We start from the raw sequence: 14,874 nt of genomic DNA on the forward strand, positions 1-14,874 counted from the left end.
GCTGCGTGAGTCGGTCACTTGCCGCCTCTGGGTAGCGATGGACCGATGGTATTTATGTAAAGACTTTTTCGTTTTCTTGCAAGAGCATTCCTTTGATTGGGTAACCAAAGCCAAGCGTAATACCGCACTGTACCGAAAGGTTACGGTCCCCGGACGTCGTGACCGGTATGTGCCTGTTACGGCGCGACAGCTTATTCAGGATGGATACAAGCGCTTATCTGCATCCGAAAATGGACTGTCTGCAATAGCTATGTCCGATATCTATATGAAAATACCTTTTCTTGCCGAAGGACGGAAAGGACAGCCTGTAACGAAACAACGATTCGTTCCAATTGCTGCCGTTGTCGCCATGCGCCTTAAAGAAGACGAGGAAATCGTTGAAAAAAGGGAAGACGCCCAAGATGAACCGGCAACCTACAGAGGGGCGTACTTGATCATTAGCAATCGACATGATGCACCAAAGAAGGCGCTTGAAGTGTACGGGAAGCGCTGGCGAATTGAAGTGTTTTTCCGCGCAGCCAAGCAAGAACTGGGCTTTGAAAAGTGCCACTCGACATCCGAAGCACACCAGCACGCGCATATGGAGCTGCTTTTTGCTGCGGAAACGTTACTTGCTTATGCTTTATGGCAAGTAAACAAAGAAAAAACGAGTGATGAGAGCCACACCCACGGCGAAATGGTTCGCGGTCTCTTCCACACTCGTTGCCAGGTTCGCACAAGAAACCACAGAGGTTTAAAGCGAATCTACATCGATTTTGACATAGAGGCACGCCGTTTTGCAAGCCTTATTTCCGCATACTGGCCCAAGAATCTCTCCATGACCATGTGGCCGGTTTATTCAAGCATAGATTCTCACAATTACCGATTAATCTCATGAACTGCATAAGTCATGATTTTGTTGAATCCCGTTAAATATAAACGATTTTTAATAAATCTGGGAAGGATTGTGAACGGTATAGCTCGAATATTGGTTAATGTCCAACTATATGGAAGCATGCCCCTATGGAAAGGTTAATTGAAATGTCAAATAACGATAGAATCATAGAATCGCATAAACATTGCGTGCTGCTAGGCCTTAACCCAGATGAACTCCCCATTTATACAGAATGCTATTCTGATGCGGAGCTGGAAGCGCAGAGAGGCCAATATAGAGAAGTTATCGAGGTTATCGGTTTTTTTGTGGAAAAATTTCTGTCCTCCGTATCAGGAGACCCTTTCTTTATCGCCATTTCAGATCATGAGGGCTATATTCTTGAATTTAAAGGGGATTCCTCCATTATCGCTACGGTGCGTCAGTTAGGTATTGTTGAAGGATTGCGCTTCTCGCAAGAGATCGGTACGAATTCGGTCGATTTATGCATACGCAGCAATGGGCCTATTCAGCTCATCGGCGAGGATCATTTCCATAAGGCGCTGCATCAGCTCGCCTGTTATACGACACCAATCTACAATAAGGATAACGGGCAGCTGCTCGGAACCCTCTCCTTGATGACTGGTATACAATTCACCCATCCTCATCTGCTTGCTCTTTTATGTACGATCGTCGACTCCATTGAGCGTGAGCTGCTGCTTAGAAGAAATAATACCCAGCTTCAAATTTTGAATCAGGTTCTTCTGAACACCAATTATTATGGCGTGGTCATCACAGATGCGCTCGGAACGATTATTGACATGAATGATAACGGTGCCGCCATACTCGGCAAAGGTACGGACTGGAAAGACAGCTGTTTAGGGACAAGCGTATTTGAAAGAAGTAGTATTGGCCCTTATTTCGAACAGGTTATTAGCAGCAGGGAGTCATCCATAGGAATAGAGGTTGCATTGCAGGTGGGAAATTTACAGCACCATTACATGCTCGATGTGGTGCCGATCTATGATAATGATCGAAGTCTTACAAGAGTGGTTGGCAGTTTGCGGGACATTACGGAGATGAAGACGACGGAGGAGCTGCTGCGCAATACGGAGAAGCTAGTGTTTGCAGGCCGGATTGCCGTCAGCATCGCGCATGAAATTCGCAATCCCATGACTACGGTTAAGGGGATGCTGCAATTGTCCAGTAAAACGACCAATCCTGACTATTACAATCTGATGATGTCTGAGCTTGAGCGGATGAACGCCATTGTCGGCGAGTTTTTAATATTAGGAAGACCGCAGGCGGTACAGTACAAAGATGAGCAATGCTCTATGATTTTGCAGGATGTGCTTTCCGTGTTTGAAATGCAGCTCGAAATGAACGGCATTCAAATCCATTGCGATATTCAGGAACGGAAGACGATTCAATGCGACCGTGATCAAGTAAAGCAGGTTATTTTAAATATTATGAAAAACGCGATGGAGGCTCTGCCCTTCGGTGGGGAGATTCGCATTCAGCTGGATGCGGTCGAAGGCTTTCAACGGATGCGGTTTGCCGATAACGGCGTTGGCATGACGGATGAAGTGCTGCAGCGTATTGGACAGCCCTTTCATACGACTAGGCGTGACGGGAACGGACTAGGCATGATGATCGTGGACAAAATTATTTCCTCTCATAATGGTCGCCTTGTCATATCAAGCGAGCTTGAGATAGGGACGACGGTTGAAGTATGGTTCCCGAGCGAATAAGATATAAGATTATGCAGAAAGCGCGTTTCGGTTGCCGAGACGCGCTTTCTGCTGCGCATCATTGCGATGGGGCGGCGATCTGCGCATCGACCTTTGCAAGGATGGCCATCGTCTGCTGCTCATATCCGTATGTGTTTTGCTTGAGATCGTTAATCTGCTGCAAATAGGCGAGTATTCTTGTAAAGGAGCTTTGTGTCGCTGTAACATCTCCTTTTTTGATCACTTGGTTTAAAATGGAGGTCTCTGTAGCAAACTGTTTTTTTGTACGGCTAACAGAGCTGTTGCCAGCTTTGATCTTTACTTTGATCGAATCGATGCCGCTCAACTGATCTCGAAGCTTTTTGATCATTTTAACCGTGTTTGCTTTCTCGCTCCTAAGCGCTGCTTCCTTGCTGCGTATATCAAGCTTGGCAAGCGAAACGGCAGCTTTGGTCGTTTCCACCTGAGGCCTCAGCACATTAACAATTGTTTTGTCCTTAAACGATTTAGCGATGCTCAGCTGTTGATTTAATGAATCATAAAGTCTAAATAAAGGCTCGTATTTCTTTTTGACCTGGGCAACTGCTTCTTCAAGCTTCAGCAGCTTGTCCGCGTTTACTTCTTTTATTCGCTTGCGTGTTGCGAGTATGGCCTCTTCATTCTGATAATGCAGCTTGCTTATCCTTGCATCCCAGTCGATTGTCAGCTGCTGTATAGCTTGCAATTCGGCATATTGCGACGTTAGCTTGGCTGCGGTCGGTTTATCCGCAGCCCCTTTCATTTTGTCAAAGGCGGTTCTGACGGTAACACCAAACTCGAATGAAGCGGCTGCAAGGCTTGCTGGATTTACAAGCGGAAGCAGGAGTATAAGGGCAATCGATAATGCGGCAAACCTTGAGACAAAGCGCATAATGTGAAGCCTCCTTTGATTTTGGCAAACAACGCAAAAAAAAGCACCTGCAAGATAGGCGCTATGCGCCATCTCTTACGGGTGCTTCCATCGTAAGCCGTACAATTTCATTGATTTCTATCAATATACAGGATGCTCCGGGCCGCCGTCAAGCGATTGGATAACTATAAGGCAGACGGTTTGGCATACATATCCGGCGTTTTGCCGATCATGGATTTAAAATCTTTAATGAAATGGGATTGATCGTAATAGCCGAGATCGGCAGACAGCTTAAGCGGGTCGGGATGGCTTCCAGAATCTATGGCTTCAGCCGCATTCTGCAAACGGTACAGCTTGATGACCCACTTTGGGCTTATCCCAACATACTGGTTAAATAAGCGCTGGAGCTTTCTTTTGTTCATATTGAATACTTCGCATATTTGCTCCACCTTGGTCAACTCGCGATCCTCCTGGATGCGCGAAATGATTAGGTTGATAAGGGTAATCGCATCATCCTGCCTTGGCAGCCGCTGTAGAAAGAGGGCTTCCGTGAGGGCGATTTTACTCGTTGTATCAGCCGTGGAATGAAGCTGCTGCTCGTAGCTGAGAGCTTCTATGCCAAATACTGCTTCAACCGATAAGGCCTGATCCGTAAGCTTGGAGAGCGGCGACTTGATAAAAGGATAGAAGCCGCCGGGCAAAAATTTAACGCCGAATACTTGTCCCTTGCCTTCGAGCCTCTTCGTATACATGCGGCTGGCGACGCCATAGATGCCGCTTCTATCCATCTCCATAACCATGTTGACGCAAGGATTTGGAACGACATCCTGCAAATAGGGAGGATCGCCCTCCAAATTCCAGCTCACGACCCAGTAGTGCTTAACGAAAGGGCGAAGCGGCTCAGAAGGGGCATATCGGGAAAGCTGGAATTTCTTCTCGCCCTCGTTCATCTGCAAAATACCCATGCTGCGCGTTTGGTTCGTTGTATTCATGAATGAATCACTCCTATTGGTCGTTATGTCGCGTTTTTACAATACTAGCTACTTGTATAGCGGTATACTGCGAATAGAAAGCGCAGCCGAGTACAAGCAACCCTATATCGATTCTGAGAAGGAGTGTATGACATGGAGTTTAAATATGAGTTTTATATCGGTGCAACGCCCGAGAAGGTATGGTCTGCGCTTGTGCTGCCGGAAGGAACGCGTCAAACTTTTTTTGGCTGCGTTATTGAATCTACCTTTGAAACAGGGTCGTCCTATAAATATGTCGGCCCAGGTACAGATGGCGATGAGACCGTTCATATCTATGGTACTATTTTAGCATATGAGCCGGGTAAAATATTTACCGTTTTAGAGCATCCAGGTCCTTCTTACAGACCGAATCATGCGGAACTGGAGTCCACGATCAGCTTCACATTAGAAGAAGTTGGGGCGACAACCAAGCTTACTGTAGTCAATAATAACTTTACCGAAAACCATCCCTCGCTGGAGACCGTCGATAGCCAGTGGTGGATGATACTGAGCAATTTAAAAACGTTTATCGAGACAGGCAAAGGATTGGACTTCGGCTGGTAAGCATAAAGCAAACATAGTGGGGCTGTTCCAAGAGGTGTTGACCTTGAGGCGCAGCCTCATTTTTTTTCATTCGGTGCAAGAAGATTCCTTTTAAGGTCTTGATTCTTTATACTGTATAAAAAGGACAGGCGGAATACGTCTGCGACTACGGATAGGAGAGAAGACGGAATGGGCTATAAAATCGTTTTTTTTGATATCGATGGAACGTTGATCAATGAACAGAAGGAAATACCGGCGGATACGATCAAGGCGATCGCGGAGCTGAAGGAAAGCGGCGTTGAGCCGGTTATCGCTACGGGCAGAGCGCCATATTTCATTAAACCGCTCGCTGAACAGCTAGGAATTGAATCATTTGTATGCCTTAATGGCGGTTATGTTGTTTACAAGGGAACCCCGCTCTATAGACGCGAGATCGAGAAGAGCCGGTTGGAAGCACTCGTTAAGACAGCTGCTGAACATAATCACGGACTCGTGTTTGAAGGCGAGCATAACTATTTCGCGGACAAAGAGGATCATCCCTTTATTATTGAATCGGTCAATTCGCTAAAGGTTGATCTGCCAGGCTACAACCCGGAATTTTGGAAGACGGACGGCATCTATCAAGTGTTTCTTCACTGCGAAAGCCATGAGGAGCATTTGTATGACGGGCTGCATACGGAATTAAAGCTCATTCGCTGGCACCCGCAGGCGATTGATGTCCTGCCCGCAGGCGGATCAAAGGCGCAGGGTATCGAGGCGCTGCTGGATAAGTTAGGCCTTACTTCGGCAGATGCAGTTGCATTTGGCGATGGGTTAAACGATAAAGAGATGCTGGAGACGGTTGGATTCGGCGTCGCTATGGGCAACTCCCACCCCGAGCTGCTGCCATTTGCCGATTATGTGACGACGCATGTTGATGAGCAAGGAATTCGCAATGGTTTAATAGAAGCGGGATTATTGCAAAAGTAGATTCATTCCTGCCTGCCATTTACCGTTGGTTCATATAAATACAAAAGCAGCCCTGTCTCTTCGTGAGACGGGGCTGTATGCGTTTCATGGACAGGAATGGAGCTTTCTGGGAAGACTATTCGTAGATGATCTTTAGAGTGCGACATGAAAGGCGGTTATTTACTGATGGATAGTACGAGCAAGCAGGAGTATGTGCTTCGCGTCGCGATTGCGGAGGCAGGCTATGAGGAAGAAAAGCCGGCTATTCGCAGCATTAAGCTGGAGGTAGCGCCTGGAGAGCTTGTTGGCCTGATTGGTCCTAACGGAGCGGGCAAAAGCACGACGATCAAGACAATTCTAGGGTTAATGGCATATGTAAGCGGAGAAATCGAGATTGGCGGCCAAAATAAACGGTATGCCTATGTGCCGGAACAACCGGTATTCTAAGAATATTTTACGCTGTGGGAGCATCTGCACTTGGCAACATTGCTTTGCTTTATCGTATGGGGCTGTATTAGCCTGCTAGCGCTTCGCAAAAAAGCTGTTTAATGTACGTTATAAAACAGAAATGATTACAGAAAAAGCGGCCTTGATCAATCTATGATCACGGTCGTTTTTTGATAGGAACCGAAACCGGTTTGGTTTATTGCTTGGCGGTTTTTTTGCTTAAACGACCACTCACGACGAGGTACATGAGAATACTAAAGATGAATCTGTCGAATTATGATGAAATACGATGAAGATTATTATATAAGTGTTGATCTTATAACTGGAAAATAGTAGAATGTTCCTAAATCAATCCAGTGATTGCCAATATTGTCTAGGGAAATTATGGGCATTTAAAATTGAATATCAGGCAAAACCACTGAAAAGTGGCGACGCAAAGCTATAGGGACTACTTCTGAAGAAGAAATGTCAGCCAGTTGCAAATCAAGCAAGCCGTATAGCTGTGACTATGAGCCTGTATCCTTTTTACTTATGCTATTTTTTCCTTTGAAGTATTCTACTGGGGATTATAGAAATAGCAAAGAGAAAGAGGGATAGTTAATGGAGAAAATCATTACATCTGATATTCGCAATCTTTTCCCTAGCGATGACGGTAACTTAAAACAACGTAATAATTTTTTAGAACTAATTAGTCAAATTGTAACGGGTGTAGATGAATTAAAAGATCCAGAATCGGTCTATCTTAAAGGTCAAAAAGATCGGGGGCCTGCTTTTTACAGTGAAATCGTGAAAGAAAGCCGCATTCCTAGTACGGGCCAACCGCTTCAAGACGTAAATAAAGAGCTGCTGAAACTTCTTTATGCTCACCCTTATCATACGAAGTATTTTCTTACGAACATTTTACCAATGGCGAGTATTCCTGGCGTACTTGGCATGTTGGCTGCTTTTATGGTAAACGGGAACAATCTTTGGGATGTATATGGTCCTGCGGGCGCTGAAGCTGAGGTCAAGGTTGTCACAATGATGTCTAAGCTTGTTGGATATAACGCTGCAGTAAGCGGAGGATATACGACTTGGGGAGGCCAAGGCGCTATATTTACTGCATTGCGGTTAGCCATCAACAAATACTCGTCTGCTGCTTCCAAGAGCGGAGCGCCTAGCCATTTATACTCCTTTTGCTCCGAAGCGGCACACTACAGCCTATATAAATCGATGGAAGCAACGGGTCTAGGCAGCGATAATCTTATTAAAGTGAAAACGAACGAAGATAGTTCGATGAATGTGTCGGATTTGAAGGAAAAAATGGAGAAAGTCATTCAATCCGGAGGAATTCCTATCTTTATTGTTGCGACTACGGGAACGACCGATGCAATGGGGATAGATGACCTTGAAGAAATTACGGGTATGACTGTTCAGCTTGCAAGAGAATTTGGCATTCCACGTCCGCATATTCATGCTGACTCGGCTCTTGGCGGTTTTTTTGCCTTTTTTAACGAATATGATTTTACACTTAATCCGCTATCTTTTCATGAAGAGGTTTTGACCAGCTTAAAGGGAATTCAGAGCCGAATGAGGCATCTGCATTTGGCGGATTCGCTCTGCTTCGACTTTCAAAAGCTTGGGCAGACGCCATATTCGACAAGTTTGTTTTTAGTTAAAAATGCTGCGGATTTGAAGCTCGTAGATTTGGACCCGGACGAGACTCCATACGTTGGACATCGCGGTTATGGGCAGTACCACACCAGCTATACGCTGGAATGCTCAAGAATGGGCAGCTCAATCAGCATATACAGCGCACTCCTAGCATTTGGAGTTGAGGGTTATCAACGGCTTCTTGCTCAGTTTGTCGAGGTCAACCTAGCGTTCCGACGTACACTCACTCGCGAAATCCCGGAAGCCATCATCGTTAATCCGGATAATGCTGGCATTATTACACTTTTTCGAATTTATAGCAACGGGCATAGCGGCTATAAGAGCGAGCTTAGCGGGCAGCAATCCTACGACCAAGTGGATCAAACGAACCAATTAAATGAAATTCTTTTTGAAATTCTCGGCAAAGAGAGAGGGAAGATGTTCTTTGGCGATACAAAGAAGCATCTCTACGTGCCAACCTCTGATGGGAAACGTCTCGCCTTGTATGCTACAAAACTGTTTGTCATATCTCCATACACACAGCTTGAGCACGTTGAAGAAATCGTTAACTATTTAAAGTTGAGAGTGCAAGAGACATACAAAGAATATCGGTGCAAACATCCTGGAGGTATCCAACATGAAGAGGTCTATCATTAATTTTGCATGGTTTAAGGAACATCTTTCTGTAAAAATCGCAGCTAGTATCTTTATTCTTCAGCTCATCACATGTATTGCCTTTGCTATATCGGGTTACATCGTTAATCAGAACTTGACAGAAAGTTTAATAGACCAGTTCGATGAACGTCTCAAGACCGACATTCAAATTGCTACAGAAGCCTTCTCATCCATACCAGGTACAGAAGTAGAACTGGCTAGTGCAGAGGATCCTAACTATGCAAAAGTAAAAGAGCAATTCGAAGCATTAAAAGTAGCTCATAGTTTTGAAAATATTTATATCTTGTCGAGGAGTCAAGAAAATGAACGTATTCTGATTCTATCGGGTATTCCCGATGATTTTGGCACTCCGTATCCATTTACTGCTGAGATGAAAGAAGCAATGAGCGCTGGCAAGCTTGTCCTTAGCCCAATCTATCAGGATGAGTACGGTACGCATAAATCGGTCTTTGTACCGCTAGTCAATCAAAAAGGGGAAGCTTACGGAATTCTAGGCATTGACTTAGATGCTTCTATCGTACCCAAAACGGCTTCGTCGGCTAAGCTGACTTCCTTCATTATTACGATTGTCATGTTTGTTGTAGGCAGTCTCCTAGCAGTCGTAATCAGTAGAATTATTACAAATCCACTTCGTAAATTGATGGTTGCAACGGAAAAAATCGCCAAGGGTGATTTGCAAACGACTATAGCTGTGACTAGCCGTGATGAGATAGGGAAGCTGGCCGGTTCCTTTGACTCGATGATTCAAAGTCTAAAAAACCTTATTCATCAGGTTATCGCTTCCTCTACTCTAATAGCGGATACGAGCCATCATCTGCACCAGTCAGCAAGTGAGTCCACAAATAGCGCGGCGATGGTCGCGGATTCAACTAACCGGATGAGCGATGGCATCAACGACATTGTTGTCAGTGTCTCTCACAGCAATACAACCATTATTGACATCAATTCCGAAATCAAGAGCGTATCGGGCGGCATGAAGGATATGCAAAGTATTGCGGGCCAGGTACAGGAGCAATCGGAGCAAGGGCAAAATTTGGTTGAGCATACGCTTCAACAGATGAATGTCATTAAGCAATCGATGACGCACTCCCAAGAAGCGGCAGCTATGCTTGATGAGCGCTCGAAGGAAATTAGCGAAATTATTACGATCATCTCAGACATTTCATCGCAAACCAACCTGTTAGCTCTAAATGCTTCAATTGAAGCTGCTCGTGCGGGAGAAGTTGGACGTGGATTTGCCGTTGTAGCGGGCGAAGTGAAAAAGTTGGCAGCGCAGTCCGCAGAAGCTGCATTGTCTGTAACGGAGCTCATCTCCAGCACCCAAGACAACAGCAGGCTAGTGATTGAACGAATTGCAGAAGGCAGCGAGGCGGCTGATCAAGGCTTAACGTGGATTACAGGAACGTACGATAACTTTAAAGACATTCATAGCGGCGTAACGCATTTCTATGCACACACGGATCATATGCTGAACGCTCTGGATAAGGTAGACGGCTCCTTTGGATCGATATCCGGGGCTATGCAGCAAATTTCAGGCGTTACGCAGGAACAAGCAGCAGGTACGGAAGAAGTTGCTGCTGCAGCAGAGCAGCAAAGTGCGGCTATGCAGGAAATATCCGCAGCAATCGCACAGCTCTCTTCGCTCGCTGTTGATCTCAAAGAGTCAGTCAAGCATTTTAAGATTGAGAAATAACTAGAAAGTGCGCATTTCTTAGTTGGTTGTAAAACTCTTTTCGGTTCCGGTACTTCCGGAGGAAAGCTGCCAAACTAAAGCATATGCTGAAGAAATGAAGAGAACCGCTGATCCTTAGATCGGCGGTTCTTTTTTTTTTTTTATTGCACACGAATGCTACTTTTCTCTTTCAATGCTTTCCTTACACGTTGTAGATTCGACTGCATACTGCAAGTGATTTCGGATTTGCGTAATCACTTCTCACAAAAAAGATTTTCACACGTACAATAACCTAATGGAAAATCGAAAAAATGGAGGAGAACGACGGTGATACTTGTTTCGGGTAGTCCTACGTTTTCGCTTAATCCGCTTACGCTGTCAGAGCTGGAGAGAAGAATGCTGCAAGCCAAGCAGAGAAGTCGGGTTGTTTATCGGTATCCGTCTGTCGATGCATTGGAATTTGAGCTGAAAATGCGAACGCATATCGTAGAGGCAGCTAAAGCGCTATACGCGGGCGGAGCGAACTTCGCGACCTTCGAGGGATCAAAGTGCAATGAGCGCTATTGGACGCGGACGGAAAACGGCGGCTTTCAGCTAAATGGAGGCGTATTGCCTTCTGTTGGTATAAACGATATTTTTGAAAATGGGCATCTATATGGATTTGAATGCGCGGGCGCAATTATTATTATATTTTACAAGGCGGTGCTTGATACGGTTGGAGAAGCGGTGTTTAATACGTATTTCCAAAACCTGTTTCTACGGGACTGGCAGTATGACCGCGATTTGCGATTAATTACGACTTATAATAAAAACGAAGCTTATCCCGGAGATGTGCTCTATTTTAAAAATCCAGAGCATGACCCGGAAACGCCGGAGTGGCAGGGCGAGAACGTCGTTATGCTGGACGATAATTTGTATTTTGGGCACGGCATCGGCATTGAATCGGGACAGGATATTATTGCCGCCCTAAATCGCATGCGGAGGGAAGGCAGTACGATATCAGCATACCTTCAGGACTTGGTCGTTACGCCGGATTTCGAGTACTTGCGCGGTCTTTCGGTGAGGGATGCTTGGTGGGAGGCTTTGAACGAGGAACGGGAATACCCGGTCGTTGGGACGATTGGCGGCGAGTACCTTTATTTATAAATCAGTATTATGATTAATAATTCAAGCAGTTGGACCAGATGAGGCAGGAGTTGTTTCTATTCGGCTTCATGATGGCGTTAGGCATCTTGATCGATACATTCCTCGTTAGAGGGATGCTGCTGCCAGCTTTGATGACGGTTTTGTTTAAACGGAAAAATAAGTTAGCGTCCTGACAGATTCGCTTAGCTTGATGAGGAAGCCCCTATGTTTTTGGGGCTTTCTTTTTTATTCATCGGCGTCACATATATGTTACTTTTATAAGATAATATTTTAGTATATGTAAGGTTATTTGACACAAAATAAGATAAAATGGATGAAAAACAGACATTGTAAAAAGTATTTTGCGTTATATGCATGTTAATTAACAGCGATCATTTGAACATTTGAAGCGAAGGAGTGGTTACGATGACCTTATTGCGAAGCGGGAAAATCCCGAGGGAAAAGCTGGAGTTAGCTAAGCATTATCCTATTCAGGTGGTGGATACGATAGGCGTTACCGCTTACTATCAGAAGCTTCATTGGCATGATGTGTTGGAGATTAATTACATTAAGTCGGGGACGGGCTATTACATTATCAACGGGCGAACCTTTGAGTTCCAGCAAGGAGACATTCTTCTTATTAATTCCAATGATTTGCACTGCGCATATGAGACGAAGGACTTGGTCATGCAAGTCATATCGTTCGAAGCCTCGTGGTTTCTTAGCAGTCTAAGGTACGATCCGGAAATTTTGTGCCCGTTCAAGGAAATGGGCGTGCATTTTACTAACCTGCTTGATCGGGAGGAGCCGCATATGGACCTGCTTAGAGGGCTGCTTCTTGAGCTTCAGGAGGAGCATGACAAGGGCGGAAGCTCATACGGCTCTGTTGTTTATTCCAATATGCTCCGCTTTCTCGCCTATGTGAACCGCTATTTTCGCAGGGAGGTTGTAAGGAGAGGCAAGGACAGCATCGGACCCGCGAAGCTGGACAAAATGCGCAAGGTTATTAACGACATGGAACAAAACTTCGCTTATCAATGGACGCTCGAGGAGCTTGCGGGACTCGTTTATTTAAGCCCTTCGCGCTTCAGCGAGCTATTCCGGCACGCGGTCGGGACGCCCCCTTTGCTGTATTTGATTCATATTCGCTTGGAGCATGCAGTCAGGCTGCTTGAGAGCAGTGATATGAAAATAACGGATATCGCACTGGAATGCGGTTTTCGCAGCCTGTCTAATTTTAATCGCTTATTTAAGAAGCATGTTGGTGCATCTCCCAAAATATCAAGAAGGCGCACAGAATGAAAACAGTAAGAAAGTGCTGGTTAACAATCGTTTTAGAGGAGAATGAGCTCATTTTGGAAGCTAGAATAAAGAAATAGTAAATATGTAACGCAAAACGTCATCTTATCTAACATACAAAAAGGAGGGGAAACCATGCTGCAAACCGATATTCGTACAGAGCAAAATGTGTACAAGCAGACGGGAAGCATAAGACGATTCATAAAACAGTGGGATGTTCAACTCATGGTGATACCGGCAATGCTCTTCATTTTTGTATTTAGCTACCTTCCCATGTACGGGGTTCTGATGGCTTTCCAGGACTACAGCATTTTCAGAGGCTTCCTTAATAGCCCTTGGGTTGGCTTCAAACACTTTGAAATGTTTTTTCATGCACCAGAGTTTTGGACGGTCATGCGCAACACATTGGTGATCAGCTTGCTGAAGCTTGGCGTAGGATTTCCGGCGCCGATCGTACTCGCGCTGATGCTGAACGAAATCAATAACCGCATGTTCAAGCGCATCGTTCAAACGATCAGCTATTTGCCGCATTTCCTCTCTTGGGTAATCGTGTCGGGCTTTGTTGTTTCCTTGCTCTCGACGGACAATGGGAGCTTGAATATATTGCTGGAAAAGCTTCATCTCATTAAAGAGCCGCTTAACTTCATGTCTATGCCAGAGTATTTCTGGGCCATTCTCGTTACGACTGGCGTGTGGAAGGAAATCGGCTTTGCTTCCATCGTTTATTTGGCCGCTATCGCGGGCATTAATCCTCATTTGTACGAGGCGGCTTCTATTGACGGAGCGAGCAAAGTGAGACAAATCGTGTCGATTACCGTTCCTTCCATCATGCCCGTAATCGTTGTGTTCTCCATATTGGCAATCGGCAACTTGCTTAATGCCGGGTTCGAGGATATTTTGCTGCTGGCGGGAAACCCTGTGCTGCGCGACGTAAGCGACGTTATCGATACTTATGTCTATAGGGTAGGCATTAATAATTCCCGATTCTCTTACGCTACAGCTGCCGGTCTGTTTAAAGCGATTATTAGTGTCGGTTTGCTAGCCGGGGCTAACTATTTGGCTCGCAGGTCAGGAAACAGCTTGTGGTAGAGAAAAAGAGGGAGGCAAAACGATGAAACTATCCTTAGGCGACAAAACACTTATGACAGTCATCTATCTCTTATTGTTTGTTCTGGGCTTTACTGCCTTCTATCCTTTTTGGAATGCTGCGGTTGTCTCTTTTAATGCGGGAACCGATACGATGCAAGGTGGAGTTACATTCTGGCCGCGCGTGTTCTCTTTAGAAAATTACGAGGTTGTGTTCAAGGATAAGCGGCTGATCGACGGCTTTATCATTTCCGTTCTTCGAACGGTTGCTGGAACCGTATCATCCATCGCCGCTACGGCAATCTTCGCATACGGCATGACTAAGCGCAATTTGGTCGGCAAAAAGTTTTATATGATCTTTTGTGTACTGACGATGTACTTTAGCGGCGGTTTGATTCCAAGCTACTTGCTCATTCGTGAGCTTCATTTGATGAATTCGTTCTGGGTTATGGTCATTCCGGGCATTATCAGCGTATGGAATATGATTATATTCCGGACGTTCTTTATGGGCATTCCGAGCGGGCTTGAGGAATCGGCGCAAATCGACGGCTCCAGCAACTGGGGCATATTATTCCGCATCGTTCTACCTCTCTCGGGACCGGTCATTGCGACGCTGTCGTTATTTACTGCCGTATATCACTGGAATGATTGGTTTTCACCAAGCCTTTATATATCCAATATTGACCTGCTGCCGATTCAAACGAAGCTGCAGCAAATATTGAACTCCAATATCATGCTCGAGCAGATGTCCCAAATGGATTCGGCGGCGCAGGGGCGCATGAATGCGATGAGGCAGGTAACGAGCAAGTCATTGTCCATGGCTACGATGATGGTGGCAACCGTCCCGATTTTATGCGTGTACCCCTTTGTGCAAAAGTATTTTGTGAAGGGTGTACTGATCGGTTCATTGAAGGAATAGCAAAGGGTTCAAGGCGTTAGCTTTAACCATAGATAAACATGCGGAAGGG

13 protein-coding genes, 1 pseudogene and 1 riboswitch are annotated in these 14,874 nt (G+C 45.4%); of the genes and pseudogenes, 12 read left to right on the forward strand and 2 right to left on the reverse strand.

What is annotated here, in order from left to right:
• Together AC2TDN_RS12470 and AC2TDN_RS12475 are read left to right on the forward strand one after the other, a co-directional pair.
• Window positions 1–877, forward strand: an 877-nt coding sequence (locus tag AC2TDN_RS12470) for a transposase (RefSeq protein WP_484688201.1), incomplete at its 5' end; no start/stop codon positions are given.
• A 125-nt stretch (window positions 878–1,002) separates the two neighbouring features.
• Window positions 1,003–2,601: an ATP-binding protein gene (locus AC2TDN_RS12475; protein WP_484688202.1), complete on the forward strand. Its 1,599-nt coding sequence runs from the start codon at window positions 1,003–1,005 to the stop codon at window positions 2,599–2,601.
• A 58-nt stretch (window positions 2,602–2,659) separates the two neighbouring features.
• On the opposite strand, the gene AC2TDN_RS12480 is transcribed toward AC2TDN_RS12475, so the two are convergent.
• Window positions 2,660–3,490: a hypothetical protein gene (locus tag AC2TDN_RS12480; RefSeq protein ID WP_484688203.1), complete on the reverse strand. Its 831-nt coding sequence runs from the start codon at window positions 3,488–3,490 to the stop codon at window positions 2,660–2,662.
• Window positions 3,491–3,654: 164 nt separating this feature from the next.
• Window positions 3,655–4,461 (reverse strand): DUF6597 domain-containing transcriptional factor, encoded by an 807-nt coding sequence (locus AC2TDN_RS12485; RefSeq protein ID WP_484688204.1) that lies wholly within the window; start codon window positions 4,459–4,461, stop codon window positions 3,655–3,657.
• 132 nt (window positions 4,462–4,593) lie between these two features.
• Between AC2TDN_RS12485 and AC2TDN_RS12490 the strand changes: the two genes are divergently transcribed.
• The 10 genes and pseudogenes from AC2TDN_RS12490 to AC2TDN_RS12535 all read left to right on the forward strand — a co-directional run bounded on the left by AC2TDN_RS12490 (window position 4,594) and on the right by AC2TDN_RS12535 (window position 14,825).
• Window positions 4,594–5,043 carry an SRPBCC family protein gene (locus tag AC2TDN_RS12490; protein ID WP_484688205.1) on the forward strand — a complete coding sequence of 150 codons (450 nt, stop codon included), beginning with the start codon at window positions 4,594–4,596 and terminating at the stop codon, window positions 5,041–5,043.
• Between the two features lie 168 nt (window positions 5,044–5,211).
• On the forward strand, window positions 5,212–5,991 hold the full coding sequence (locus tag AC2TDN_RS12495) for a Cof-type HAD-IIB family hydrolase (protein WP_484688206.1): 780 nt from the start codon (window positions 5,212–5,214) through the stop codon (window positions 5,989–5,991).
• Between the two features lie 165 nt (window positions 5,992–6,156).
• On the forward strand, window positions 6,157–6,417 hold the full coding sequence (locus tag AC2TDN_RS12500) for an ATP-binding cassette domain-containing protein (RefSeq protein WP_484688207.1): 261 nt from the start codon (window positions 6,157–6,159) through the stop codon (window positions 6,415–6,417).
• A gap of 398 nt (window positions 6,418–6,815) precedes the next feature.
• A riboswitch (cyclic di-GMP riboswitch) is annotated at window positions 6,816–6,901 on the forward strand.
• A gap of 116 nt (window positions 6,902–7,017) precedes the next feature.
• On the forward strand, window positions 7,018–8,706 hold the full coding sequence (locus AC2TDN_RS12505) for a pyridoxal phosphate-dependent decarboxylase family protein (protein WP_484688208.1): 1,689 nt from the start codon (window positions 7,018–7,020) through the stop codon (window positions 8,704–8,706).
• Window positions 8,687–10,417, forward strand: coding sequence for a methyl-accepting chemotaxis protein (locus AC2TDN_RS12510; protein WP_484688209.1), 1,731 nt, complete (start codon window positions 8,687–8,689; stop codon window positions 10,415–10,417). Before AC2TDN_RS12505 ends, AC2TDN_RS12510 begins: the two co-directional genes overlap by 20 nt.
• Before the next feature lie 306 nt (window positions 10,418–10,723).
• The gene (locus tag AC2TDN_RS12515; protein ID WP_482067885.1) at window positions 10,724–11,542 is read left to right on the forward strand and encodes a protein-glutamine gamma-glutamyltransferase; all 819 of its coding nucleotides are present in this window, start codon (window positions 10,724–10,726) and stop codon (window positions 11,540–11,542) included.
• Between the two features lie 47 nt (window positions 11,543–11,589).
• Window positions 11,590–11,715 (forward strand): annotated as a pseudogene (locus AC2TDN_RS12520) (MMPL family transporter); the annotation flags it as partial.
• A 232-nt stretch (window positions 11,716–11,947) separates the two neighbouring features.
• Window positions 11,948–12,823, forward strand: a complete 876-nt coding sequence (locus AC2TDN_RS12525) for a helix-turn-helix domain-containing protein (protein ID WP_484688210.1) — start codon at window positions 11,948–11,950, stop codon at window positions 12,821–12,823.
• 132 nt (window positions 12,824–12,955) lie between these two features.
• On the forward strand, window positions 12,956–13,909 hold the full coding sequence (locus AC2TDN_RS12530) for an ABC transporter permease (protein ID WP_484688211.1): 954 nt from the start codon (window positions 12,956–12,958) through the stop codon (window positions 13,907–13,909).
• A gap of 22 nt (window positions 13,910–13,931) precedes the next feature.
• Window positions 13,932–14,825 carry a carbohydrate ABC transporter permease gene (locus AC2TDN_RS12535; RefSeq protein ID WP_484688212.1) on the forward strand — a complete coding sequence of 298 codons (894 nt, stop codon included), beginning with the start codon at window positions 13,932–13,934 and terminating at the stop codon, window positions 14,823–14,825.
• The last annotated feature ends 49 nt before the right edge of the window (window positions 14,826–14,874 follow it).

It is taken from the genome of Paenibacillus sp. Y660 (genome assembly GCF_057221575.1).

Coding starts and splice junctions, on each gene's coding strand:
- AC2TDN_RS12475 (WP_484688202.1), top strand. CDS start 1,003: ATGGAAAGGTTAATTGAAATGTCAAATAACGATAGAATCATAGAATCG.
- AC2TDN_RS12480 (WP_484688203.1), bottom strand. CDS start 3,490: ATGCGCTTTGTCTCAAGGTTTGCCGCATTATCGATTGCCCTTATACTC.
- AC2TDN_RS12485 (WP_484688204.1), bottom strand. CDS start 4,461: ATGAATACAACGAACCAAACGCGCAGCATGGGTATTTTGCAGATGAAC.
- AC2TDN_RS12490 (WP_484688205.1), top strand. CDS start 4,594: ATGGAGTTTAAATATGAGTTTTATATCGGTGCAACGCCCGAGAAGGTA.
- AC2TDN_RS12495 (WP_484688206.1), top strand. CDS start 5,212: ATGGGCTATAAAATCGTTTTTTTTGATATCGATGGAACGTTGATCAAT.
- AC2TDN_RS12500 (WP_484688207.1), top strand. CDS start 6,157: ATGGATAGTACGAGCAAGCAGGAGTATGTGCTTCGCGTCGCGATTGCG.
- AC2TDN_RS12505 (WP_484688208.1), top strand. CDS start 7,018: ATGGAGAAAATCATTACATCTGATATTCGCAATCTTTTCCCTAGCGAT.
- AC2TDN_RS12510 (WP_484688209.1), top strand. CDS start 8,687: ATGAAGAGGTCTATCATTAATTTTGCATGGTTTAAGGAACATCTTTCT.
- AC2TDN_RS12525 (WP_484688210.1), top strand. CDS start 11,948: ATGACCTTATTGCGAAGCGGGAAAATCCCGAGGGAAAAGCTGGAGTTA.
- AC2TDN_RS12530 (WP_484688211.1), top strand. CDS start 12,956: ATGCTGCAAACCGATATTCGTACAGAGCAAAATGTGTACAAGCAGACG.
- AC2TDN_RS12535 (WP_484688212.1), top strand. CDS start 13,932: ATGAAACTATCCTTAGGCGACAAAACACTTATGACAGTCATCTATCTC.